The organism is Natrinema zhouii, assembly GCF_013456555.2.
GTDB classification, from domain to species: Archaea; Halobacteriota; Halobacteria; order Halobacteriales; family Natrialbaceae; genus Natrinema; species Natrinema zhouii.
In genome coordinates this window covers 117,234-142,117 of the sequence record NZ_CP059154.1, presented here as the reverse complement: position 1 = coordinate 142,117, position 24,884 = coordinate 117,234, and the positions used below count along the sequence as shown (strand labels likewise).

Here is a 24,884-nt window from a genome sequence, read left to right as displayed (position 1 = left end):
TCGCGTTTTTCGTCGGAACCCGCCGCAGAATCAGTCTTATTCGTCGGTATCCGTCGCAGAATCAGTCTCGTTCGGTCCGCCGTCGCTCCCTGCGGACTCGTTCGGTTCGGGATCACTCGTCTCCGGTCCATCCGTCTCTGGACCGTCCGTTCCGGGTTCAGCGGTCGGCCCGGACGATTCGCCGTCGTCGCTGCTGAGTTCTAGTGTCAGATCGTCGTCGGTGATCGTGACGGTCACAGACTTGGTGTTCTGCGTGATCGTCGCCTCCTCGGTGGTCTGTTCCTCGCTCTGCCCTTCGAACTTGGTCACGCGAAAGTGTTGCTCGCTCGCCTCGAGATGGGGCGGCGAGACCGACTGATTGGCCGTGATCGTGTAACTCTCGTCGTAGGTCTGACGGTTCGTTTCCGGCTTGTACGCCTCGAGCGTGACGTCGTAGTGATTTTCGGCTTCGCTGTGGATCTCGATCGGGACCAGGCCCTGGAGCGTGCCCTCGTAGTGCTCCTGGAGCGCATCCGTACAGCCCGAGAGCCCGATCGTCGCGGCCACCCCCGCGGTTCGAAGTACCGTCCGACGGTTCACGTCTACTCGTCGGAGTCGAACGACTGTATGCGTTTCTCTTCCGGCCGGCCGGGCAGCCTCCGTCGGATCGGCGGTCGGTCGGTGACGCTGGTTCGGGTCGAAACACCGCTGTTCGGCCCCAGTTCCGATTCCGATCGGTCGGGCCGACGGAACCGACCGCGGTAGAGAACATCATCCACGGGATTTTTGCGTCCCGAACCGAACGTCGAGCTATGGAGAAAGTCGCTATCGACGACGTCGACATCGAAACCAATCCGATGGATGTCCACTCGGTCAGACGGCCGATTTCGGACGCACTCGGATTTACCGACTTCGCGATGAACTACTTCGAACTCGAGCCCGGCGAGTCCTTTTCGGGCGGCCTTCACACTCATCACGATCAGGAGGAGGTCTTCTACGTCCAGGCGGGGACCGCGACGTTCGAGACGCGCGCGTCGCAACGCGACGCGGCCGACGCGAGCGGTGAAACCGCGAGCGGGGACGGTGAGGTGACGGTCGACGAGGACGAGGTGATCCGGTTCGCGCCCGGGGACTTCCAGCGCGGCTACAACGACACCGACGAGCGAGTCGTCGGCTTCGCCTTCGGCGCTCCCGGATCGAAACACGACTGGGACCAGCTCGAGTCGATGGTCTACTGTCAGACCTGTGAGGCCGAGATCGGACACGGCCTCGAGCTCACCGACGAGGGGGACTTCCGGCTGACGTGTTCCGAGTGTGGCAACTCGTTTACCACCTGAGACCGGCTGTGGGGAACGGACTCGAGGAGTCGCGAATCGGGCCCGCGTTCGCTGACAGGACATCGTGCTCGGGAGCGCTGAGTGATCGGTCGTTGCCGGACCCTTTTGACGGGGGAGCGAGTGGGGCAACGTATGGCCACAACAGACGGTTCACCAGAGGGGATCGACACGTCACTGTTCATTACCGTCTCCGGGCCGCCGGGCTGTGGGGCGACCACGCTGTGTGAACGCCTCGCCGACGCGATGGGCTGTCCGTACGTCTCCGGCGGCGACATCTTCCGCGAACTCGCCGACGACCGCGACATGAACCTCAACCAGCTCACTGCGAAGGCCGACGGCTCCGACGAGATCGACCGTGCGCTCGACCAGCGACTCCAGCAGATCGCTGAAAAGTGGGGGATGGCCAACAAACCGTTCATCCTCGAGTCCCGGCTGGCGGGCTGGTTAGCCGGCGATCGCGCCGATCTGCGGATCTGGCTCGACGCGCCCGAAGACGTCCGCCTCGAGCGGATCGACGACCGTATCGAAACCGAGGCGGAGATGCGCGTTCGCGAGGTCAGCGAGGCCGGCCGCTATCAGTCCTACTACGAGATCGACATCGCCGACCAAACGTTCTACGACCTCCAGATCAATACCGCCCGCTGGAGCAAGCGCGGCGTGTTCTCCATCGTTCGAACGGCGATCGAGGAGTACGATCCCGAGACGGACGAAGGGGCGTTTCGCACGCCCGAGATGGATCCATAGGGTCACGGATGTCGTCGGAACGTATCGGCCGGGAACACCGTCACCGATGGGACTGCAACCCCTATCGATCGACTCGATACCCTTCGGAACCGATCATTGGCGGACCGGCGCGGCCCGGATCGTCGATACGCTGTACTTACTCGCGACGCTCGACGATACTGTCGAATTAGTAAAATAGGTGGTCGTCGTTTCGTGTGCGATATGGGATCATGATCGGTGTTACTACGCGTCGTGGATGCGATGATCGGGGAGTACCCACACGTCGTCCCGGACCGATACGGACGACCAAACTCGAGCGGGACGGAACCGGCGACATCCGGGACCACGACTGAGAGAGACGGCCATGCCACGAAACACGTTGATGGCGGCGATCGGTCTGCTCGCAGTGGGGGCACTCGTCACCGCGAGTCTCGAACTGTACCGAACGTTTTCGTACGTTGCGGCGGCGTTCATCCTCGCCGTGGTAGCGTCCGCATCGATCGAACACCGCGGATCGGTATTCGAGCCGTACACCGGTCTCGTCGCCGGACTCGCCGGATTGTTTCTCGTCGGACTCACGGGGATCTGGCTGCTCTGGAACCCGGATGTCACCAGCTACTCGTACGTCCTCGGTGTCCCGATACCGACGCTCGTTTACTTCGGACTCCTCTGGCTCGCCCCTGCATTTATGGCGATCTACTACTCACTGCTCTTCGATCGAATCGGGAGCGAAGCGATCGTCGGCGATATCATCGACGAGGCACGGGAACGACAGCAACGAACTGAACTCCCCCTCGCACCCAAGCAGATCGACAGGACGATAAGCACCGACGGGTTCGACGGAACGGCTGACGGAGAGGGTGACGATGATTGACGCAGCCGCGGTCCCGCTCGTTCCGCTGCAGTCCGAGGGAATCCCCGTCGCGGACGATCCGGTCATCCTCGCGTTCGGGGCGGCATATCTGCTGATCGTCGTCCTGATCGGCGCGTGGGGGTACATGCGAACGCAGACGACCGGCGACTTCCTCATCACCGGTAAGAGCATCGGGACCTGGGTCCTGGCGATGACCGCATTCTCGGTCATCCAGTCCGGATTCGGCTTCGTCGGCGGCCCGGAACTCGTCTACCAGTTCGGAACGACGTCTCTCTGGATCTTCTTTACCGCTCCGCTGGGCTTTCTCATCACCTGGGTCGTCCTCGCAAAACGATTGCGCCTGCTCGCAGACATCCGAAATGTCCTGACGCTCGCCGACGGGATGTACGTTCGATACGAGAGTGACTGGGTCCGCGGACTCACCGGCCTCGCCGTCGTCGTCGGGGTCATCGCCTACCTGGCGACCAACCTCGCCGCGCTCCAGTTCGTCATGCGCGCAATCTTCGGAATTCCGGTCCTCTGGGGCCTCGTCAGTGGCGCACTCGTCTTGCTGCTGTACAGTATGCTCGGCGGGATGATCGCCGGCGTCTGGACCGACTTCCTGCAGGCACTGACGATGATTACCGGTGCGGTGTTCGTCTTCGCCTATGCGATGTCCTTCGGCGGCGGGATGGAGACCATCTCCCGCAATCTCGCGACCGCCGACCCGGCCCTCGTTTCGCCGTTCGGCGCGATGGGCGGGGCGACGACGGCCGTTCTCGTCGCTATCGCGTGGTGGATCCTCTTCTCGGTCGGCGCCGCCGGCCAGCCGCATCTGATCACGAAGTTCTACATGAGCCGCAACCTCGAGATTCTGAAGTGGGGCGCGCCGATTGCCGCCCTCTCCTATGCGGTCTCGAGCCTGATCGCCTTCTCGGCGGGGCTCTCGATGCGTTCGATGGTCGAGGCCGGCGAGATTCAGGAGACGTTCAGCGCGAGCGAGGTCGGCCCCGTCTTCGTCCTCGAGTACACGCCGAGCATCGTCGCCGGGCTCATCCTCGCGGCGCTGCTGGCTGCGATCATGTCGACGAGCGACTCGTTTCTCAACATCGGCGCGGCGGCCATCTCTCGGGACATTCCGCGAGCGATGGGACAACCGATCGATGACGACAAGACGGAACTCCGGGTCACGCAGGCGGCGCTGGCCGGCCTGACGGTGCTCGCGACCGGTGTCGTCTACTTCTCTGACGCGCTGGTCGGCATCCTCGGGACGATCGGTTGGGGCTTCTTCGCCGCGGCGTTCGTCCCGATCGCCGTCTTCGGAATGAACTGGAAGGGAGCGACGAAGTGGGGCGCGATCGTCGCTATTCTCGGGGGACTCTTCGTCAACGTTCTCTACAGTGCCGTTCCGATGGCTGCAGACGTCGCCGGTTACGGTGGAGTTGCGTCTTTCATCATGCGCTTCTATCCGTTCCCCGACGTGTTTCCGGTCGGAACCGTCGCGCTCCTCGTCGCGATCGTCCTGTTCATCGGCGTCTCACTGCTGACCCAGCACCGAAGCGAACTACCCGCGGATCTCCACGCACTGCTCGAGCGCTGATCACATGAGCTCCGACCGCATACCCCGAACGACGGCCGAACGCACCGATCCGGAACCGACAGTAACCGAAACGACGATGCCAGACGAGACCGTTATCGCTCGACTCACGCATTGGTTCCGCCAGCGGCCGAACTCGATCGAGTTCTGGGAGCTCGTGGTAACCGACGAACGGCTGCTGTGGTGTTTCGTCGGTGAATCCTACCGCTCGCTGCTCCTGCGGGCGGACATGGGCGAGCGCGGTCGGGCCGTGGTCGCAGATCTGCCCCCCGAAGCGATCGCGACGTTCGACGAGCGGAACTTCGGTGTTCCGCTCGAGTTCCTCGAGAAAATTCACCTCGTTACCGGGACGCGGTTTCGCCGGGCCCGACTCGTCGTCGGATGGCGGGCGACGGACGGCGGCATCGAGTCCGACGAATGGACCCTGTTCCAGTCGCGAACCGCAGACTCGCAGCGGGAACTCGTGACCGAACTGGGATCGGATCCGCGACTCGAGGAGGTCGACGTGACCGTCGAGACGCCGCGGTTCCCTCGTCTCTAACGCTGGGTCACCACTCCGTCAGTTGTGTCTCTCCCGACCGTTTATTTCGGACTTCGTTGTACGTCGTGGTATGTCGTGGCACATTATGCTCGAGGCGGATTCGTACGAAGCGGCCCGCGAGTCGTTCGAGTGGGACGTTCCGGCCGGGTTCAACGCGGCAACCGATCTGGTGGGCAAGCACCCGGACGGTGACCGGCCGGCACTCCTCCAGGCGTTCCCGGACGGCCGCCGCGAGACGCGCACCTTCGACGACCTCGATCGGCGGTCGAACGCCGTCGCAAACGCCCTCGAGTCGATGGGTGTCGATTACGGGGACCGGGTCGCGGTCGTCGTTCCACAGAAACCGGCGAACGTCCTCACGCACCTCGCGTGCTGGAAACGCGGAGCGGTGTCGCTCCCCCTGTCGGTGCTGTTCGGCGACGATGCGCTGCGCTATCGTCTACAGGACAGTGGGGCGCGAATCGCCGTCGTCGACGCCGCCCAGTGGGAGACGATCCGGGCCGTCGCGCCGGACTGTCCCGCGCTGGAGCACGTGCTGGTTGTCGACGCCGATCCGGCGGTGGATCTCGTCGGAGCGGCGACCGTCCACACATTCGAGGCGGCCGTTGCGGACCGCTCGAACGAGTACGAGCCCGTCGAGACGGACGCTGACACGCCCGCGATCATCATGTATACGAGCGGGAGCACCGGCGATCCGAAGGGGGTTCTCCACACGCACGACGTCTGGGTCGGCCACTGCCCGGCGTTTTCCATGTATTTCGAGCGTGACGTCCGCGGCGACTCGATCTACTGGACGCCCGCCGACTGGGCGTGGATCGGCGCACTGGGCGATCTCGTCTTCCCCGCGTGGCACTACGGCCGGCCCGTCGTCGGCTATCCGATGGGGTCGTTCGACCCTGAAACCGCCTTCGAGATCGCCGCGGAGTTCGACGTGACCGACGCGTTCATTCCACCGACGGCGATCCGGATGCTCATGGAAATCGACGAGCCGAGCGAGCGATACGATCTCTCGCTCGAGGCGATCTGCTCGGGCGGCGAACCGCTGACGGGCGAGATCCTCGAGTGGGCCGACGAGGCGCTCGCGGGGACGGTCATCAACGAACTCTACGGCCAGACGGAGGCGAACCTGCTGGTTGCAAACTGTCGCGACTGGTTCCCCGCGAAGCCGGGCAGTATGGGGAAACCCGTTCCCGGACACGACGTGGCCGTCATCGACCCGGATAGCGGCGAGTCCGTGGAACCCGGCGAGATCGGCGAGATCGCGGTCAGGCGCGGCGACGATCCGGTGATTTTCGAGGAGTACTGGAACGCCCCCGAGAAGACGGCTGCAGTCACGCTCGGGGAGTGGCACCTTACCGGCGACCTCGCGAAACGCGACACAGAGGGATTCCTCTGGTTCGTCTCGCGGGACGACGATCTGATCATCACGAGCGGCTACCGCGTCGCGCCCCGCGAAGTCGAGGAGGCGATCCTCGAGCACGCCGCCGTCGAGCAGGTCGGCGTCGTCGGCGTTCCCGACGAAACCCGCGGTGAGATCATCAAGGCGGTCGTGCAGCTAGTCGGTGGAGAGACGGGTTCGGAGGAAGTGCGTCGCGAAATCCGCGACCTCGTCCGCGAGCGGTTCGCCGAGTACGAGTACCCGCGTGAAATCGAGTTCGTCGACGAGCTGCCAACGACCACGACGGGGAAAATTCGTCGGACGGAGTTAGCGTGAACCGACGTCGAATGAGGAACGGCGTCCGTTACTCGCTATCGGGCGAGTAGTTCGGCGCTTCGTCGGTGATGACGACGTCGTGGGCGTGGCTCTCGGCCTGGCCGGCCGCGGAGACGCGGACGAACTCCGAGCGCTCCTTGAATTCGGGGACGGTTTCCGCGCCGACATAGCCCATGCCCGACTGCATGCCGCCCGCGAGCTGGTGGAGTTCGGACTTGAGCGTGCCCTTGTACGGCGTCGCGGCTTCGACGCCCTCGGGGACGTACTCGTCGTCCTCGTCGGGTTCGTCCTTGAGGTATCGGTCGCTGTCGCCGGACTTCATCGCGCCGACCGATCCCATGCCGCGGTACTGTTTGTACTTCTTCCCGTTCATCGTGACGACGCGGCCCGGTGCCTCCTCCGTGCCGGCGAAGTAGGAGCCGAGCATGACCGCGTCCGCGCCGGCGGCGACCGCCTTGATCGCGTCGCCGGAGTATCGGATGCCGCCGTCGGCGATCACCGGCACGTCGTGTTCGCTCGCGACGTCGGCGACCTGCGCGACGGCCGTGATCTGTGGCATCCCCGACCCAGAGACGATGCGGGTGGTACAGATCGAGCCCGGGCCGATGCCGACCTTGAGGCCGTCCGCGAAGTCGACGAGGTCCTCGGCCGCCTCTCGCGTACCGATGTTGCCGACGACGACGTCCGCGTCGACGGACTCCTTGATTTCGCGAGCGCCTTCGACGACGTTCAGGTTGTGCGCGTGTGCGGTGTCGATGAAGAGGACGTCCGCGCCGGCCTCGTCGGCGGCCTCGGCGCGATTCTGCTCGAACGGGCTGACGGCGACGCCACAGCAGAGGCGGCCGTCATCGTCGCGGACGGCCTCCTTGTACTCGCGGCGCTGGAGGATGCCCTGCATCGTCACGAGGCCGACGAGCAGGTTCTCGTCGTCGACGACCGGGACGCGCTCGATCTTGTGGTCGTACATCATCTCGAAGGCGTCGCGGGAGTCGACGTCCTCGGGGGCCGTGATGACCTCGTCGGTCATCGCTTCGGTGACCGGATCGTCCTCGTTGACCTCGAGGTGGGGCCGGATGTCCGTACTCGAGATGATCCCCAGGACCTCGCCGTTGGTGTTGACGACGGGCGCGCCGCCGACGCCCTTGCGAGCCATCCGCTCGTCGACCTCGCGGACGGACATCTCGGGATCGGCGGTGACGACCGAATCGAGGGGGATGATGAGTTCGTCGGCGCTCTTGACGCGCTCGATCTCCTCGACCATCTGGTCGATGTTCATGTTGCGGTGGAGGACGCCGAGGCCGCCGTGGCGGGCCATCGCGATCGCCATGCCGCTCTCGGTGACGGTGTCCATCGCCGCCGAGAGGATGGGCACGGAGACCTCGACGTTTTTCGAGACGTTCGACGTGAGGTCCGCGTCGTCGGGTTCGACGCGGCTCTCCTTGGGGCGGAGAAGGACATCGTCGAAGGTTAGCGCTTCCGGTACCTGCAGTTTCGAAGAATAGGGCTCTTGCTCTGGAACGTCGTTCGCCATGTAAACCGTCCGGACCCCCGAGCAAAAAGTATTGCGAGATATATACGGGTGATAACGGTTGACGGGGGCCTCAGTGGATGAATCGTCTAGCCGCGCTGGCACCCGTCTCAAGCACGCATCGTCTGGCATCGCTCGAGCGGTGTTCCGGGATCGGTCTCGCTCGTGACGTCCGCACTCGCCCTCGAGCAACCGGGTTCCCGCCCGGGCGTTTCGTCCGCGCGAGAGTCGCAATCGGTGTCACAAATCGCGTCGATTCCAGCGACGAGTGCCCACATCCGTGTCAGATCTGTGCGTTTTCGTACGGATCTGCGCGCTACTGCTGAAACACTGTCTGATCGTGGAATGCAGTCCCACGCAACGTTTATTGACGGTCCGCTCGTGTCTTCGGGTATGTACGCTGTGAGTGCAGCCACCGCCCGAACCGATGGCCGGACGAGTTTCGACTTCGTCGCCAAGTTCGGGAATTTTACACAGAAACTCACAGCACGAGGCCCCAACCCCAATGCGATCGACTGGTGTGCGAACCGGTCGGTACGGGATCGCCCGTCATATCGCCCACAGGCCTCGGGTCACGGCCATCGGCCCTGACCGATGAGTACGTCACAGCACCCAGTTGCGCTCCAGATGGAGCGCATCGTCGGCGGTGACGCACGGCTCCTCGCGCTGGTGATGATGCTGCCGTTAGTCGACGGCGTCTTCCCCGCGCTGATCCTGGCCGGCGCGCTCGACGAGCCGCTGGGCGCGTTTCAGGTCGGCCTGTTGATCTTCGGCGGGAGCGCGACCGTCGCCGTGATCCTGGCGGAGATGGACGGGACGCCTCGAGAACAGGCGATCGTCGTCTTGCTCGTCGGGATCCCGCTCATACTGCTCGCGGCGGTCCAGGCCGCGCTCGCGCCGGCGATCGCGAGCGTGCTCGATATCGTCATCTTCGAGCGGTTCGCGGCGCTGGTGATCGCCGCCATCGCGGCCAAGACCGCCAGCGCGACCATCGGGGACTACCTCCCCAACCCGATCGTCGTCATCGGCCTGGGGCTGGTCGCGAGTATCGATCCCTCAGGGGCGACGTTCGTCGTGATGACCGATCCCGCCCTCGTCGTGCACGCGACGCTGGCGGCGGCCGTCGGGGTGGCGTTCGCGCTGACCATCGCCCTCACCGGGCCGTACCTGCGGGAGTACATGGACATCGACCGGTTCCGCTTCGGGAGCGCGGTCGCGCTGGGGCTGCTGCCGCTGTCCCTGCTCGGGATGGCCTTCGGACAGGCCCCGCTCGCGGCGCTGATCGTCGCCGCCCTGTTCGCCGTCGACCTCCCGTGGGGCGGCTCCGACGCGGACTCGAGTTCCGGAACCGAGTCGGGCGCTGCGGCCGCGCAGATGGGCGCAGTGGCCGACGGCGGTGAAAGCGAGGCCTCGAGCGAGCCGCCGGCCGCGGAGGCCGACGAGGAGCCCGAGACGTATCCGGGCGACGACGGGACGGATACCGCGGGACGGGCCCCGTGGCTGTAGTGCGGTTCTATACCGAATCGAAACCACTTTAGGTCGGATCGCCCAACGGAGACTCGAGGGGTCGTGGCCAAGCCAGGCATGGCGGCTGACTCCAGAGGCAACGCGCCCGGGACGACACTCCAGACTGATATACTGATCGGGCACCTGATCAGTGCTCGTGTGATGACCCTCTGGAGTTCCGAGGCGCACCGGAGATATCAGTAGATCGGGGGTTCAAATCCCTCCGACCCCATTCCTCTGCCGCGAGCAAATTCGCGAGCGGCAGGTATGCAAGCGGAGGGATTTGAATCAGGGAGCAGCTTCGCTGCGACCGTGGTTCAAATCCCGTCGGTCTTCTCTGTACGTTCTTCCAGTAGCGGGCTGAGTTGCAGTCTCTTTCGTATAATTAGTTATTTCTGACTCTTGGTGCTATAAAATATTGTACTCTACCTGCACCACCAGCAATATCAAATTCCATATGTGCCGGGCGATCTACGCCCATTGCTAAGCGAATTGACGATGTGTCATTGAGTGCCTGTTGAATTCCATCCAAATAACCCAAACCAAATGCGGAATCTGCAGTTCCTAAATTTGATTCAATGAAATGTTCCTCTGAGAATGTTGTTCGTGTTTTATTATCATCACCAGAAGATTCCAAAATTAGTTTATTTTCTGAATTTGTTCGGAAGGTCATCTTGTCTGAAAAGGTTTTAGCGGCCCGAACTCCTTTTTGGAAATTGTCTGCAGCCAATGATACTTGAAGAGATCCCTCAAGATCAGGTAAACTTCCGGGTTGTTCCATAGTTCGTGGATCAATGAGTGTTAAATAATACTCATGTTCAGATATCCTCACTTTAAGTGTCTTCTCTTCTTCAACTAATTTCAAGTGAATCATATCCCCTTTCTCTGATTTGTTCACCACTTTTTGCAGCGATTCTAAGCTAACACCAAGCGTTCTGCTTGTTGCTTCATATTTCTCGAATGCGGACGAGTTGACAGTTAGTTCGACCTTGGCAACTGCTGCTTCATCTATAGCACGTGTAGTGAACCCATCCTCAGATATATTAATCATCACTTCATCGACTAAGAATAATGAATCTATTATCTGCTGCAAATTTTCCTGCTTAATCTCCGCTTTGAGCATATTACAGGATGTTGGTAATCAAGGACGAAATATGTTAGTGTAATAGTTATTAGGCAGACGTCATTCTTTCTGCAAATAGTAATTCAGTATTAATAATCGAATATGACGAGTTGTCTCTGAATCAATTTCTAAATGAGGTGGATGAATTTCTGCTCTATCAGAGAAGAACTCAACTTCAGTCCTTTGAGTCATCCTCTCTGTATTGGCAAGAAGAAGGCTCACGTCAAAGCCTTCATTCCTTATCCATTCGTCAAGGGTAAGATCACTTTCAACTGGATAGATTACAAACTGCCCTTGACTAAATGTCCCCTCGACTTGCTTTTCCATCCCTTTCTGGAGAAAACTCGCGAAAGCACCTAGATTTTGTATGGTTTCTTCTAAATTTGCGAAAGCAAAGCTAAAGTCGATACTAAAGTGGATTGATTCTACTATTCTTTCCTCCGAGCTGAGAGAAGGTCTCTCTCAAGTTATCTAAATCCTCTATAAGAGAAACTTCCATTTGGAATGGGTAATCACACTCAATATAATCAATTTCTACAAACCCATTTTCACCTCTCTGTTCATCCCAAGCCAACGTATCGATCTCGGCACGGCCTTTGCTATGTTCTCCTGCTGTCTTTAGACCTTCAGAAACTATTTTCTTAGTCTCTCGGACGCTGTAGTTGGATGTTGGTGAATACTTGATTTCATAGGTTATCTTAAGTGGATCTCCTCGAGTCTTGAAAGCACGGACTCTCCATCGGACTTCCTTAATACAGCGCTCAATGATCTTTTTTCCAAAAGCCCAATCAAGTATTCGATCAACTATTTTACTAGCTAACCAGGCGACTACACCAAGCCCAAGAACACTTAAACCACCATCCAGTCCAATGTTGAGCATTTATCAGTCCTCTTCTGTATTTATATCAGTGAATATGCTTTCGGCATCATCTGTTCCTTGATATACGTTTACTGACGGAGATGATTCGACTTTTCGGCGTATATTTGGTAGAATGTGGTTAGTGAGTAGATTAACATATGTTCCGATTGAGGCGTTTGAATATACTCTTACTAGACCATCACGGGAGATGCTAATGGTCTTAGCGTTATCGTCTGGTGTTAATATATCTGTTTGAATCATATGTGTCTTGATTTTTCCACGGCGTCGTTGACGTTTGAACTCCTCTTCATCCTCCAAATCTTGACCCGTGATTTGAATACGCGAAATAGTCTCCTCAGGATAATCTGAAATCGTTGTGTCCCGGAGTTGGGCATCAAGACTTTCCCTGATTCGTTCTATTGATCCAGATGGAAAACTAGTTGGATTAACCATTGATCCAAATTTATCATACTCTCTTTGCAAAATAGTAGCGACGCTTTCTGAAGTTTCACGTCGGGAAAGAACTGTAAAGTAATAGTGGCTATCAAATTCAAAAACTAAGAAATCAGCTTCTGTAGTTCCAAGAACAAGGATGTTTTGATCACGATATTTTACTTTTGAGACGTCATCTAATGTAATTGATCCGATTAAGATTTTCGCTTCGTCAGTTTTTGCAATGCGGGCTTTATCAATACTTGTTGTCCTTACAATCCGGTTGTTCTTCTCGAAAACCTCTGGAACGAATGTATTTTCACGATCTATCTCGCTAGAGATATCATCATAGAAATCTTGTCCATTCATCTGATCACATAATTTTTCCAGACTAAGAGTATAGCCGGTCGGCCGATTGAGCCAAAATATTTTCCCAGAGTATTGACTCTCTTTCAATAGCGGATTTTGTTCTTGGAAAGACTGTTGTGACATTGTATGATATGATCCCTCTCAATTGATAGTGTTTTTGCTCAAGAGTTATCTACTACATATATTGTATCAGTGATAAAACCGATTAAATAGCAGAGTGTAAGTGAAAGTGTTTTCCTGAACTCTCAGTCTACATCGGTCTCACCCTAGCGGACTTACGGATCCCTAGATTCCATCAGTGATATCTGAGCGCGTTCTCGAGCGAACCAACCAAACCCACAGTCGCCAGCGCCACGGTTTTGTGACTCGTGTGCCAACCTATCCGTATGATCACAGTCACCGGCGACGGGACGACCGGTTCGTCCCACCCGCCGATCGATAGCCGCCCCGGCGGATCGACGAGACGGACCCGTCGAATCGGTCCTCGAGCACGAATCGAATCCGACGAGAACCCACCGGGCCGAACGGACCCGACTCCGAGCCCGCGATGGTAGACGTCCTCTTTTCCGTCGGGCGGCTCCTCTTCGCCTTCTTTCTGGTCTTCCTGAACGGCTTCTTCGTCGCCGCGGAGTTCGCGTACGTCCGGATCCGATCGACCCAGATCGAGACGCTCGTCGAGGAGGGCCGGTCGTCGGCGAAGCTGGTCCAGGAGGCCGAGGAGAACCTGGACGACTACCTCGCGACCACCCAACTCGGCATCACGATCGCCTCGCTGGGACTGGGGTGGGTCGGCGAACCCGCCATCGCCTCGCTCCTCGAGCCCGTGTTAGGGCCGGTGTTGCCCGCGGGGACGTTGCACCTGGTCTCGATCGCCATTGGGTTCAGCGTCATCACCTTCCTGCACGTCGTCTTCGGGGAGCTCGCACCGAAGACGCTCGCCATCGCGGACGCCGAACGCATCGCGCTGTTCGTCGCCGCGCCGATGAAGTTCTTCTACTACGTCTTCCTCCCCGGCATCATCGTGTTCAACGGGACGGCGAACTTCTTCACGCGACTCATCGGCGTCGCGCCGGCCTCCGAACGCGACGAGAGCCACACGCCCCGGGAGATCATGCGCATCGTCTCGCAGTCGGGCGAACAGGGAGCCGTCGATGCGGACGAAGTCGAGATGATCGAGGCCGTCTTCGATCTGGGCGATACGATCGCCCGCGAAGTGATGATCCCGCGCCCGGACGTGGCGACCGTCCGCGCCGGGATGCCCCTCTCGGAGCTCCGGGGCGTCGCCGCGAGCGGGACCTACACCCGATTCCCCGTCGTCGACGAAACAGACGACGAGCCGGTCATCGGCTTCGTCCACGCGAAAGACGTGCTCAAAGCGATCGAGAACGCAGACGGGAGCGATGGCCGCTCCGACGGCGAACGGGCCACTGATGACCGAGACGCCGATGACCGGGCCGACGATGACCGAGCCGACGAACCGACCGCACGCGACCTCGCTCGAGAGGTCCTCATCGTCCCCGAAACCCGCCGAATCGACGAGATACTGGCCGATTTCCGCCGGGAAAACATTCAGATGGCCGTCGTCATCGACGAGTGGGGCGCCTTCGAGGGGATCCTGACGATCGAGGACGTCATCGAGGAGGTCGTCGGCGAGATTCAAGACGAGTTCGACGTCGCCTCGATGGAGCCGTCGATCGAGGAACTCACCGACGGCCGGTACGCGATGGACGGCAGTGTCCCGCTGGGCTCGGTGAACGACGCCCTCGGAACGAACTTCGAAAGCGACGCGTTCGACACCATCGGCGGACTGGTCCTGAGCCGGCTCGGCCGCTCGCCCGAGGTCGGCGACGCGATCGAAGCCGACGGTTACGAGGTGACCGTCGAGGAGGTGGAGGGAACGCGGATCTCGAGCGTGACCGTCAGTGACGGCGTTCCGGAGGCCGAGGGGTCCACGGACTGAGATCCTAGCCACGAGTTTCGCCTCGAGCTGACTGAACGCCACTCCGAACCATCACGTCCGGATCGATGACTGTAATCGGACATAACATATTTGCGACACTTTATGGTGCGGGACGGACTGGTCCAGATATGGACCGCCGAACACTCATCGTTTCCACCGGCGTCGGAATCGGGCTGACAGGCTGTCTCGACGCGAGCCAGAACGAAACGGGCGACGAGAACGGAACGAACGAGAGTTCCGAGGGCCTGGGTTCCGATACTGGCTCGGGCACGAACGAGACCGACACCGGTGCGGAAAACGACAGTTCGGCCGACGACACCGGCACGGACGATGACACCGAATCGGAGGACAACGATTCGGACGAAAGCGATGCGGCTGACGACGATTCGGACGGCGAAACGAAACGGAGCGTCACCTTCGACTCCTGTTCTCGAGCGACGGTTACCGGGACGTTCGAAGCCGGCGACGTCGCCTACGCGAACACGGGGTTCTACGCCGAGGACGGCCTCATCGGCGACACCATCCTCGAGGACGGCATCACCTTCGGCGAGGACGTCGCCGCCCCGTTCTCGGGAACGGTCGTCTTCGAGATCGCGGACGGGTCGAACGTGCGCGCGGGGTCCGACGAGATCACCGTCGAGGTGCCGGACTACGGCAGTACCGGCACCGTCCTCACGTCGCTGACGACGAAGCGAGCGGACTACGAGCGGGTGTCACCCACGCACGAGAATCCGCGCGCCGGCGAGTGTCTCAGCGAAATCGAGCCCGACACTGGCAACAGTAACGACAGCAACACCAGCGGCGACGCGACGTTCGAAGTCGGCTCGCTCGAGACGAACACACCGATCGACGCCGGCGAGTTCCTCGAGGTGAGCGTGACGGTCGAAAACACCGGTGGGGCCGCCGGCACGCAGGATCTCAAACTACTCGTCGGTGACAGCGCACAACTGGTCGAACGGCGATCTCTGTCCCTCGATGCCGGCGAGCGGACCCAGCTCTCGACGGGGTACGAAACGCCCCATATCGACAACGATCACGAGTTCCCCGTCCGCGTCGAATCCGACGACGATGCGGCCGAGCGGTCCGTTCTCGTCTACGGAAGGGAGTAACTGGGCAAAAGCGGAGCGGGACTCACCTAGTCCCGACGCGTTCGCCCGCAGTACGCACCGAAGAAATCGGCTGGAACGAAGCGCTGGTCGTCTCCCAACTCAGGACCACTGAACGAGCGGTTCGGCGGTCGCAGCTCGACGAACGTAGTCGGCTTGCATTTCGTGCACGGCGTCGTCGAATCGCTTGCCATCATCGAGATAGTCCGCGACGCGGGCCAGTTTCCATCGGCTCGGAGTCGTCCGGTCGGTCCAGCGCGCCTCGAGCAGTCCGACGTACTCCTCGATGGTCGCCGACGAAACCCCCTGCTCGCGGAGGCCGCGACGAGCGAACTCGAAGAGTTCGTCGTAGATCACGGTCGGATCGGTCGTTCGATCACCGTCCGCGGTGACCCACGCGAGCTCGGCGTCGAGCCCATCTTCGACGGCGGCGTAGAAGCTTCGTTCGGCGACGTCTCGATCGAGGCTCGAGAGCGGATGGTCGGCCGTACACAGGCCGTGGACGAGCCCCGCGACCAGGACCTGGAAGCCGACGTTCTCCGCGATGGTCGGCTGCGTGGGAAGCGGTCGGTATTCGATTCGAACCGACCAGTGGTCTCCCTGCTCGACCGGCTGTCCACCGATGACGGCGCGGAGCCACCGCCAGTACGTTCCCCGCTTGTGATCGAGCTCCCAGAACCGGGCCGCGAACGTCTCGCGAGTCCCGTCTTCGAGCCACTCGCGGAGAAACGGCGCGCACGTCCCGTCGGCGACGAGCCGGTCGACGGTATCGACCGTCTCCTGTATTCCGTTCGGAAAGCGAACCTTCTCCCATTCGTGGTTGACGGACTGCTCGAACACCGGAATCCGGAGCTCGTGATACGTCTCCTCGAGCAAGCGGGACGGATCGTCGATCTCGTACAGCTCCGGGGGGAGCAGCGGCGAGTTCGTTGCGAGCGCGAGCACCGGGCCGAGCGTCCTGATCGCGGTGTTGTAGTAGCGCGGAAACGCCTCGACGTCGGGAATCTGGACGTGGGGCTGGATCGAGGACGCCAGCGACTCGAACAGGATCGACGGAAACGCGCGCTCGACGCCCGGAACCGAGAGGGTGATCGATCCGCCGGCTCGCGCCAGAATGTCGTTGTCGATCGCACAGTATCGCGGCGACCGCGTCATGTTGTCGGCGATCGTCATCCCCTCGCTCTCGCGAACGGCTGTAAGGTAGTCGTCGCTGCCGTCCGGCGGCGGAGTCGTCCACATCGCATCCAGCACGACCTCGAGCCCTTCGCGGTCGGCGGCGCGCTGGACGGCTCGATAGTCCCGCCGGAGCGTCGCCGCCTGTGTTTCGATTCCGTCGCCGTCGAACGGGTTCGGATCGGTGTGGAGTTCGACGTTGTGTCGGCCGAATTCCCTCTCACAGCGGCTCCCGAACAGGGAGTCCGGGACTCGAGCGAGTCGGTGTTCCTCGTCGACTACGTAGGCCTCGAGTTCGATGCCGAGCCCGAAGCTGGGGTTGTCGAGTCGCCCCGCCCGAAGGGCGTCGGTGAGACGGGCGGCCTGCTCGTCGACGCGCCGGTCGAACTCGTTTCGCGTCTCCTCGCGGAGCGATCGCGTGACGAGGTCGATGAACGCCGCCATCATCGAAACACAGCGGGGCCAGTCGCTTAGAGGTAGGGTGCGGGACTGTCTGCTCGAGTGGTGGTTCTCGAGGGTAACGCAGCTCATCCGTACTCCATCTCGACCTGAAAACGGCCGGCGAGGAGTGACGCTCCGCAATCCCTAAACGCGACTCGCACCAACCTGTCTCCAATGACCGACTGGACGGAGACGTACCGCCCGACGACGCTGTCGGAGGTACGCGGCAACAACAAGGCCCGCGACAAACTCGAGGAGTGGGCCAAAAGTTGGGACGACCACCGCAAGTCGGTGATCGTCCACGGCAGCCCCGGCGTCGGGAAGACCTCCGCCGCCCACGCGCTGGCCAGCGACATGGGGTGGCCCGTGATGGAACTCAACGCCAGCGACAGCCGGGGAGCCGACGTCATCGAGAAGATCGCCGGCGAGGCCGCCAAGAGCGGGACCCTCACCGCGGGCGAAGCGGGTCGCCGGCTGGTCATCCTCGACGAGGCGGACAACTTCCACGGCAACGCGGATTACGGCGGCTCTCGAGAGGTCACGCGTGTCGTCAAGGACGCGAACCAGCCGATCGTCCTCGTGGCCAACGAATTCTACGACATGAGCAACTCGCTGCGCAACGCCTGCGAGACCATCGAGTTCCGGGACGTCTCGAAGCGCTCGATCGTCCCCGTGCTGCGGGACATCTGCCGGCGCGAAGGCGTCGAATTCGAGGAGGAGGCCCTCGAGAAGATCGCCGAATCGACGAGCGGCGACCTGCGCTCGGCGGTCAACGACCTACAGGCGGTCGCCGAGGAGGCCGAGCGGCTGACCGTCGAGGACGTGGTGACGAGCGAGCGCGACACCACCGAGGGCATCTTCGACTTTCTCGACGAACTCATCAAGGAGAAAGACGCCGAAGGCGCGCTGCGAGCCTCCTACGACGTCGACGAGACTCCCGACAAGCTACTCAACTGGATCGAGGACAACGTTCCGAAGGATTACGAGGGAGCGGAGCTGGCCGACGCCTACGGATTCCTCTCGAACGCCGACCGCTGGCTCGGTCGGGTGCGCGCCACACAGGACTACTCCTACTGGCGCTACGCGACGGACAACATGACCGCCGGCGTGGCCGCCTCGCGCCGCGGCGACAAGGGCGGCTGGACCCGCTACGGGCCGCCGAGCTACTGGTCGAAACTCGGTCGAACCAAGGGAACCCGAAACACCCGCGATTCGATCGCCGAACGCATCGCCGAACGGGAGGGGACGAGCGTCGCCACGGTCCGCCGGGAAATCCTCCCGTTCCTCTCGGCGATGACCCACCACTGCAACAACCGCGATCTCACCGTTCGGATGGCCGCGGCCTACGATCTCGACGAGTCGGAGGTCTCGTTCGTCACCGGCAGCGGCAAGGACACCAACAAGGTCGAATCGATCGTCGAAGACGCCGCGGAGCTGAAAGCCGAAGCGGCGGTCGAGCACTCGGGCAACGCCTTCTTCGAGGCGGAACGCTCGAGTGCCGACAGTGAGGGACCCGCTGTCGATGGCAAGAGCGAAGAGGAGAGCGACGAGTCCGACGAGCAGCAGGCGCTCACAGCCACGGGGGCGGACGACGGGAGCGGTACCGAGTCGGCATCGGATGACGCGGCGGAAACCGACGAACCCGACGACGATCAGTCAGGGTTGAGTGACTTTTTCTGAGCGGGGACGATCGCTCGTCGTTCGTCGACGACACAGGGTCGGACGAACGAGTGCGAGAACGCCGAAACCCGCTGGCGCATTTTATTCATCGCGAACATATCTATACATAGGATGATCGACACTATTACGTCGATGAACGATGAGAGTCTCGCATGGTGAGTGACGAATGACAGACACACATAGCTGCCCGCTCTGCACGGAGAGGTACGACGACCACAAGGATCTCCGGGTCCACCTCGAGGTGGAACACCGGAAATCGGAACTTGTCTCCTATCTGGTCGAACTCGACGCGGCGGTAACCGATATTTCGTCCGAACGCGAGCCGACGACCGTCGACGAAGAGCGACCGGCACCGTCCGCCTGATCGCGGGGATCCATCAGGGAATTTCTACCGGGAGTCGATCGCGAAACGCCGGCGACAACGCATCGACGACGCCGGCAGCGAGGATCCGTGGTTCGGAAACCCCGTCACTCGAGTCCTCGTCCAGTGATGGAACCGTCTCGACCGGATAGCCGGTCATCCGCTCGAGTTCGTCCGGGTTCGTCCGTTCGGCAACCGTCTCGCCGGCGTACTCGTTGACGACGATGCCACAGATATCGATTCCGCGAGCCTCGAGCGCGTCGATCGAGAGCGCGGTGTGATTGAGGGTTCCGAGCCCCGAGCGCGCGACGAGGACCGCCGCGGCCTCGAGATCGGCGACGAGGTCGATCACCTCCCGGTCACCGGCCAGCGGAACCCGCAGGCCGCCGATTCCCTCAAGTATCGGGACCGGCGTTCCCTCGAGCTCGCGCTCGCAGGCCGCGCGGATCGTCTCGTACTCGAGTTCCTCGTCGGCCACCTCGGCCGCGACTCTGGGGGCGAGCGCCGGCTCGAGGAAGTGCGGACAGGTCGCCGCCTCGGGATCGTTACAGGCCGCGGCGACGAACCCGGCGTCGTCGTCGGGCGGATGGCCCGTCTGAGCCGGCTTGATCACCCGCGCCTCGTACCCTTCGGCCCGGAGCAGCTTGGTGAGCCCGGCCGTCACGACCGTCTTCCCGACGTCCGTTCCGGTACCGACGACTGCGGTCGGTCGGGCATCGGTCATAACAGCCCCGTCTCCTCGCCCGCCGCCCGGAACGCCTCGAGGCAGTCGATGACGTCGTCCCGATCGTGGGTCGCCATCGGGGCGACGCGGAGCCGACTGGTCCCTTCGGGGACCGTCGGCGGCCGGATCGCCGGCGCGACGACGTCGCGCTCGCAGATTCCCTCAGCGAGAGTCATCGCATCCATCCGGTCGCCGACGACCACCGGGAGGATCTGGGAGTCGCCCCAGACCTCGAAGCCCATCGACTCGAGGCCGTCGCGGAGATGTGTGACGTTCGCCCAGAGTTTCTCGCGCGCGTCGCTGTGCCGGGCGACGTGCAGCGCTTCGCTCGCGGCCGCGGCGGCCGGCGGCGCGAGCCCGGTCGAGAAGACGAACGCGCGCGCGTCGTTGATCAGGCATTCAATCAGTTCGTCGCTGCCGGCGACGTAGCCGCCCTGACTGGCCAGCGCCTTCGAGAGCGTCCCCATCTGAATCTGGACGCGCTCTTCGAGCCCCTCGGCCTGCACGACGCCGCCGCCGTTCGCGTAGAGGCCCGTCGCGTGGGCCTCATCGACCATTACCCACGCGCCGTGCTCCTCCGCAGCGTCGCAGATCGCCCGCAGCGGAGCCACGGTCCCGTCCATGCTGAACACCGAATCGGTGACGATCAGCCACGATTCGTCGGCCGGCTCGCGACCGGCCTGAGTTGCCCGGTCGGCTCGCTCCTCGAGATTCGATCGCAGACTCGCCGCGTCGCAGTGGTCGTAGACGACGGTTTCGGCGTCAGCGAGTCGGCAGCCGTCGATGATGCTCGCGTGATTGAGCTCGTCGGAGAAGACGACGTCCGGCTCGAGCGCCGTGATCGTCCCCACGTTCGCGGCGTACCCCGAGGAAAAGGCCAGCGCGCGATCGGTTCCCTTGACCTCGGCGAGCGCGCGCTCCAAGTCCCGGTGGACCATCGTGTCGCCAGTAACGAGCCGGCTCGCCCCGGCGCCCGTACCGACGGTCGCGGCGGCCTGTCGAGCCGCGTCCTGCACGCGCTGGTCGTCGGTCAGCCCCAGATAGTTGTTCGAGGCGAAGACGAGCGCCTCGGCCGCTTCGAGGACGGGTAACTCGCTACCCGACGGCTCGGCGAAGTAGCCGCGCTCGGCGACCCGATCGACGGGCGAGAGCGCGCGTTTCAAATCGTTTGCCTCGAGGGTCTCGATCCGTGCCTTGAGGTCGAACCCGCGGTCGGCCATTCGGCTAAACGGACTCAACGCCACGGTTTGACTTTCACGATTCCGATCGGTCGATGGAGTCTGCTGGCTCTGGCCTCGAGCGGGCCGATACGCGACGGTATCGGAGAGATCGGGACTCTCCGTTCGCGGAAAACGATCGCGTCCATATCGGTCAGAAGCCCGGCATTAGTTCGGCGGGACCGAAGACGCCGTACTCGCCGGCGCGGTTCCGCCGGACGCCGGCTTTGAGGTATCCCAGTGCGGGCCCGTTGACGTTGGCTTCCATGCTCGTCTCGTCGCCGAGCCGGAACGTGTTCGTCGCCGTCTCGCCGTCGAATGTCCTCCCGGTGACGCGGACCGTCGTCGTCGTCGGCTTCTCGTCGTTACGAACGTCGAGAATCCCGCCGACTGAGACGTCCTCGGCGTCGCAGACGCCGGCGCGCTCGAGCAGGACGTCGTCGGCGTGTTCCATGTCTTCGAACTCGATGACGCCGTCGCGGTCGTCGATGATCGCCTCGATCTCGTCCTCGGAGAGTTCGCGGGCGGTCTCGATGTCGTACTCGGGGAGGTGGGCGATGTCCTCGCGGACGGTGCCGCGGTTGTCCTCGTAGCCGGACTCGAGGCCGACTCCCCACCAGATGTCGACGTCCGTGACCTCGACGAACGACTGGGCGGCGAGTGCGGCCGCGCCGGTCAGCAGTCCGGGCGTCGCGCCCGCGCCGCAGATGAACGTGATACCGCTCTCCTCGAACGCCTCGCTGCGGTCGTCGAGCATGTCGATCACGCGCGAGCGTTTGAGCACGTCGATCACGACCCCGGCGTAGCCGCCCTCGGCGAAACGGTCGGCGGTCCGCGGGATGAAGTCGTGTTCGTAGTTCGGCAGGGCGAGTAGGACGGCGTCGATCCGGTCGCCGTGGTCGATGATCGCCTGAATGGGGTCCTCGCTGGGTCTGGCCTGACTCGAGGCGACGACGCCCCTGTCCTCGCCGTGCTGTTTGACGCCGCCTTCAGCGGTGCTCGTCGCCGCTCCGCCGTCCGTCACAACCTCGTCGTCTCGCGGTTCGCTGTCGATATTTCCTTCCGTCGCAGCGAGCAGTTCGTCCACGTCGAGGCCGTCGAAATCGACGGCGACGCCGTGGCGGTCACACGCTGCAACGGGCGTCAGCGTGTCCTTGTACTGGCTCACTTCGAGTGCTCGTCGGCCGATTCCGCCGGTTCCGAGTACCGCAAACGTGATTTCGTCCATGGGTATCGTGGTGGATCTACTGAATAGTCGTCAGTCGTCGCTCGGTTCTGCGCCCGTACTCGCCGTCCCGTCGGTCGACGATTCTGTAGCGTCGCTGTGGCGGGCCTTGACCGCCTCGGGATCGAACTCGTTTGTGTCCATATTCGGCTCCAGACCGGCGCGTTCGACGATCTCCAGGTCGTCGCCGGGCGATTGGCCCTCGGTCGTGAGGTAGTCGCCGGTGAGGATGCCGTCCGCGCCGGCCTCGAGCGGCAGGTGCTGTTCGTCGGGCTCGAGGTTGACCTCGCGGCCGCCGGTCAGGCGGACCCGCGCGTCGGGGTGGAGCAGTTTGTACACCGCGACTGTCTCGACGATTTCTTCGGTGCTGATCTCGACGCCCCGCTCAGCCAGCGGCGTCCCCGCGACCGGGTTGAGGACGTTCACCGGCAGCGAGGAGACGCCGATATCCTGCAGCGCGATGGCGGCCTCGACGCGGTCGGTCGGCGTCTCGCCCATCCCGAGGATGACGCCGGCACAGAGGTCCATCCCGGCCGCCTTGGCTACCTCGAGCGTCTCCACCCGGTCCTCGAAGCTGTGAGAGCCGACGATCTCGGGAAAGTACCGCGGGGAGGTCTCGATGTTGTGATTGTAGTGATTGATCCCTTCCTCGGCGAGGATCGCGGCCTCCTCTTCAGTGAGAATTCCGAGCGAGGCGTCGACCTCGAGATCGCACTCGTCGCGGACGAGTCGGATCGACTCGAGGACTTCTTCCCACTCCTCGGGCCGGTTCTTCTTCGAGACGCCCTTCTCGGCGACGACGATACCGAAGCGCTGGGCACCGTCGCGTTCGGCTCGCTTTGCGGCCTCGAGGATCTTCTCGGGCCCGAGGAAGCCGTAGGTGTCGATGCCGGTGTCGAAGTGGACCGACTGCGCACAGAACCCGCAGTCCTCGGCGCAGTTGCCCGCCTTCGCGTTGACGATCGAGCAAGCGTCGACCGTGCCGTCGCCGAAGTGATCGCGCACGGCTGCGCCGGCCGCCGCGAGCGCATCGACCGGCTGGGCCAGCAGCGCGATGCCGTCCGTCCGATCGAGTTGCTCGCCGGCTACGACCCGCTCGAGTGCGTCGTCGACCGTCTCGTTTCCAGTCTCGTAAACCACAATACTAGAATAGGTTGACGATAATATAATGGTTTTGGATAGTAGTGTCTGTTGTCGGATACTCCTCGATCGGTCCGCTTCGGGTGAATCCGGCACGTAGCCACGAGTGGAGTTTACTGTTGAAACGGTCGTTTCGAACAATTTTTACAGCGTTCACATCGGTTCCCCAACCTTTGAATAGTGGTATGTGATATCACGGCGTATGGTCGTTCGTGTTCCAGAGGGGCGATTCGGGGACGTGCCGGATTTCGACTACGAACCGCAGTACGTCGACGTCGGCGAGTTACGGATGGCGTACGTGGAAACCGGCGGCAGTGCGGACGGCGACGAAGTCGAGGAAACGTTTCTCTGTCTGCACGGCGAACCCACCTGGTCGTTCCTTTACCGGAAGATGATGCCCACGCTGGCCGAGCGCGGCCGCGTGATCGTCCCCGATCTGATCGGTTGTGGACGTTCCGACCGGTACGAGGATCGAGACGAGTACTCCGTCGAGATGCATTACGACGCGCTCGAGACGTTCGTCGAGGAGCTCGACCTGACGAACATCACGCTCGTCTGTCAGGACTGGGGCGGCGTCCTCGGGCTCCCGCTCGCGGTGCACGAGCCCGAACGATTCGCCCGTCTCGTACCGATGAACACCGGCGTTCCGGACGGGTCCCAGGAGATGAGCGAGCGGTGGCACGAGTTCGCCGAGATGGTCGCGACAGCTGACGACCTCGACATCGGCAGACTGGTCCGAAACGGTTGCTACCGCGATCTCTCGGCGGACGTGGTCGACGCCTACCGAGCGCCGTTCCCCGACGAGCGATACATGGCCGCCGCGCGGACGTTTCCCGGCCTCGTCCCGCAGTCACCCGACGATCCCGGGGCGGAGCTGCTCGCCGAAACCCAGGATCGCCTCGGCGAGTGGGAGAAACCGGCGTTCGTCCTGTTCGGGAAGGAGGATCCGATCACGTCCCACGACCGCGATCCGCTTCGACACCACATTCCGACTGCGACCGAACAGCCCGATGTATGGATCGACGAAGCCGCACACTTCCTGCAGGAGGACGCCGGCGAGGAAATCGCCGACCACATCGTCGACTTCGTCGATCGCACCTGAGCCCTCCCGTGGACTCTCCCTGCCGAACCGCTGGTGACCGTTCGTCTGGAGCTAGCGAAGACAGTTTTTGAATGGTATCTGGTAGCCATACGGGCCTGGTGTCTGAAACGAACGACCAGTCGAACGACGAGGGGCTCGTTTCCAGTGTTCGGGACGTCACCGAGGTCCAGAAAGTCATCGTACTCGATTCAAGG

Annotated in this window: 24 protein-coding genes and 1 tRNA gene; 14 read left to right on the top strand and 11 right to left on the bottom strand. The window is 62.1% G+C overall.

The window, feature by feature from the left end:
• Positions 1-36: 36 nt before the first annotated feature.
• Positions 37-579, bottom strand: coding sequence for a hypothetical protein (locus tag HYG81_RS19435; RefSeq protein ID WP_340674430.1), 543 nt, complete (start codon positions 577-579; stop codon positions 37-39).
• A 212-nt stretch (positions 580-791) separates the two neighbouring features.
• On the opposite strand from HYG81_RS19435, the gene HYG81_RS19430 reads away from it, so the two are divergent.
• The 6 genes from HYG81_RS19430 to HYG81_RS19405 all read left to right on the top strand — a co-directional run bounded on the left by HYG81_RS19430 (position 792) and on the right by HYG81_RS19405 (position 6,744).
• A complete protein-coding gene (locus HYG81_RS19430; protein ID WP_180841366.1) occupies positions 792-1,316 on the top strand; it encodes a cupin domain-containing protein in 525 nt (174 codons plus the stop codon).
• 132 nt (positions 1,317-1,448) lie between these two features.
• A complete protein-coding gene (gene cmk, locus HYG81_RS19425) occupies positions 1,449-2,060 on the top strand; it encodes a (d)CMP kinase (RefSeq protein WP_180841365.1) in 612 nt (203 codons plus the stop codon).
• Positions 2,061-2,403: 343 nt separating this feature from the next.
• Positions 2,404-2,913, top strand: coding sequence for a hypothetical protein (locus HYG81_RS19420; RefSeq protein WP_180841364.1), 510 nt, complete (start codon positions 2,404-2,406; stop codon positions 2,911-2,913).
• Positions 2,906-4,492 carry a sodium/proline symporter gene (locus tag HYG81_RS19415; protein WP_180841363.1) on the top strand — a complete coding sequence of 529 codons (1,587 nt, stop codon included), beginning with the start codon at positions 2,906-2,908 and terminating at the stop codon, positions 4,490-4,492. Before HYG81_RS19420 ends, HYG81_RS19415 begins: the two co-directional genes overlap by 8 nt.
• Before the next feature lie 76 nt (positions 4,493-4,568).
• A complete protein-coding gene (locus tag HYG81_RS19410) occupies positions 4,569-5,030 on the top strand; it encodes a hypothetical protein (RefSeq protein WP_180842933.1) in 462 nt (153 codons plus the stop codon).
• A gap of 70 nt (positions 5,031-5,100) precedes the next feature.
• Positions 5,101-6,744 (top strand): AMP-binding protein, encoded by a 1,644-nt coding sequence (locus HYG81_RS19405; RefSeq protein ID WP_180841362.1) that lies wholly within the window; start codon positions 5,101-5,103, stop codon positions 6,742-6,744.
• Positions 6,745-6,772: 28 nt separating this feature from the next.
• Here the strand turns inward: HYG81_RS19405 and guaB are convergent, their stop codons facing one another.
• Positions 6,773-8,275, bottom strand: a complete 1,503-nt coding sequence (gene guaB, locus HYG81_RS19400) for an IMP dehydrogenase (protein WP_180841361.1) — start codon at positions 8,273-8,275, stop codon at positions 6,773-6,775.
• 591 nt (positions 8,276-8,866) lie between these two features.
• Between guaB and HYG81_RS19395 the strand changes: the two genes are divergently transcribed.
• Both HYG81_RS19395 and HYG81_RS19390 read left to right on the top strand, forming a co-directional pair.
• The gene (locus HYG81_RS19395) at positions 8,867-9,778 is read left to right on the top strand and encodes a DUF5794 domain-containing protein (RefSeq protein ID WP_180841360.1); all 912 of its coding nucleotides are present in this window, start codon (positions 8,867-8,869) and stop codon (positions 9,776-9,778) included.
• Positions 9,779-9,835: 57 nt separating this feature from the next.
• Positions 9,836-10,010, top strand: a tRNA-Trp gene (locus tag HYG81_RS19390).
• Positions 10,011-10,163: 153 nt separating this feature from the next.
• Here the strand turns inward: HYG81_RS19390 and HYG81_RS19385 are convergent.
• The 4 genes from HYG81_RS19385 to HYG81_RS19370 all read right to left on the bottom strand — a co-directional run bounded on the left by HYG81_RS19385 (position 10,164) and on the right by HYG81_RS19370 (position 12,684).
• Positions 10,164-10,901, bottom strand: a complete 738-nt coding sequence (locus HYG81_RS19385) for a beta clamp domain-containing protein (RefSeq protein WP_180841359.1) — start codon at positions 10,899-10,901, stop codon at positions 10,164-10,166.
• A gap of 60 nt (positions 10,902-10,961) precedes the next feature.
• On the bottom strand, positions 10,962-11,228 hold the full coding sequence (locus tag HYG81_RS19380; RefSeq protein ID WP_180841358.1) for a hypothetical protein: 267 nt from the start codon (positions 11,226-11,228) through the stop codon (positions 10,962-10,964).
• A gap of 82 nt (positions 11,229-11,310) precedes the next feature.
• Positions 11,311-11,781 (bottom strand): hypothetical protein, encoded by a 471-nt coding sequence (locus HYG81_RS19375; protein ID WP_180841357.1) that lies wholly within the window; start codon positions 11,779-11,781, stop codon positions 11,311-11,313.
• A 3-nt stretch (positions 11,782-11,784) separates the two neighbouring features.
• Positions 11,785-12,684, bottom strand: a complete 900-nt coding sequence (locus HYG81_RS19370) for a hypothetical protein (RefSeq protein WP_180841356.1) — start codon at positions 12,682-12,684, stop codon at positions 11,785-11,787.
• Between the two features lie 263 nt (positions 12,685-12,947).
• Between HYG81_RS19370 and HYG81_RS19365 the strand changes: the two genes are divergently transcribed.
• The 3 genes from HYG81_RS19365 (at position 12,948) to HYG81_RS19355 (ending at position 15,630) form a co-directional block, all read left to right on the top strand.
• Positions 12,948-13,115, top strand: coding sequence for a hypothetical protein (locus HYG81_RS19365; RefSeq protein WP_226777509.1), 168 nt, complete (start codon positions 12,948-12,950; stop codon positions 13,113-13,115).
• Entirely contained in the window at positions 13,109-14,521 is a 1,413-nt protein-coding gene (locus HYG81_RS19360) for a hemolysin family protein (RefSeq protein WP_180841355.1), read from the top strand. The genes HYG81_RS19365 and HYG81_RS19360 overlap by 7 nt, the downstream gene beginning before the upstream one ends.
• 128 nt (positions 14,522-14,649) lie before the next feature.
• Entirely contained in the window at positions 14,650-15,630 is a 981-nt protein-coding gene (locus HYG81_RS19355; RefSeq protein ID WP_180841354.1) for a hypothetical protein, read from the top strand.
• 99 nt (positions 15,631-15,729) lie between these two features.
• Here the strand turns inward: HYG81_RS19355 and HYG81_RS19350 are convergent, their stop codons facing one another.
• Complete coding sequence (locus tag HYG81_RS19350) at positions 15,730-17,244, bottom strand: glutamate-cysteine ligase family protein (protein ID WP_180841353.1); 1,515 nt, start codon at positions 17,242-17,244, stop codon at positions 15,730-15,732.
• A 171-nt stretch (positions 17,245-17,415) separates the two neighbouring features.
• Between HYG81_RS19350 and HYG81_RS19345 the strand changes: the two genes are divergently transcribed.
• Both HYG81_RS19345 and HYG81_RS19340 read left to right on the top strand, forming a co-directional pair.
• A complete protein-coding gene (locus HYG81_RS19345; protein WP_180841352.1) occupies positions 17,416-18,921 on the top strand; it encodes a replication factor C large subunit in 1,506 nt (501 codons plus the stop codon).
• A 166-nt stretch (positions 18,922-19,087) separates the two neighbouring features.
• The gene (locus HYG81_RS19340) at positions 19,088-19,285 is read left to right on the top strand and encodes a hypothetical protein (RefSeq protein ID WP_180841351.1); all 198 of its coding nucleotides are present in this window, start codon (positions 19,088-19,090) and stop codon (positions 19,283-19,285) included.
• Positions 19,286-19,298: 13 nt separating this feature from the next.
• Here the strand turns inward: HYG81_RS19340 and bioD are convergent, their stop codons facing one another.
• From bioD to bioB, 4 genes are all read right to left on the bottom strand, one after another.
• Entirely contained in the window at positions 19,299-20,006 is a 708-nt protein-coding gene (gene bioD / locus HYG81_RS19335; protein WP_180841350.1) for a dethiobiotin synthase, read from the bottom strand.
• Positions 20,003-21,226 (bottom strand): aminotransferase class I/II-fold pyridoxal phosphate-dependent enzyme, encoded by a 1,224-nt coding sequence (locus tag HYG81_RS19330; RefSeq protein WP_180841349.1) that lies wholly within the window; start codon positions 21,224-21,226, stop codon positions 20,003-20,005. The genes bioD and HYG81_RS19330 overlap by 4 nt, the downstream gene beginning before the upstream one ends.
• Before the next feature lie 151 nt (positions 21,227-21,377).
• On the bottom strand, positions 21,378-22,451 hold the full coding sequence (bioU, locus tag HYG81_RS19325; RefSeq protein WP_180841348.1) for a (S)-8-amino-7-oxononanoate synthase BioU: 1,074 nt from the start codon (positions 22,449-22,451) through the stop codon (positions 21,378-21,380).
• A 30-nt stretch (positions 22,452-22,481) separates the two neighbouring features.
• Complete coding sequence (bioB, locus tag HYG81_RS19320; RefSeq protein WP_180841347.1) at positions 22,482-23,588, bottom strand: biotin synthase BioB; 1,107 nt, start codon at positions 23,586-23,588, stop codon at positions 22,482-22,484.
• Between the two features lie 202 nt (positions 23,589-23,790).
• On the opposite strand from bioB, the gene HYG81_RS19315 reads away from it, so the two are divergent.
• Positions 23,791-24,690, top strand: a complete 900-nt coding sequence (locus HYG81_RS19315) for a haloalkane dehalogenase (protein WP_180841346.1) — start codon at positions 23,791-23,793, stop codon at positions 24,688-24,690.
• Positions 24,691-24,884: the final 194 nt, after the last annotated feature.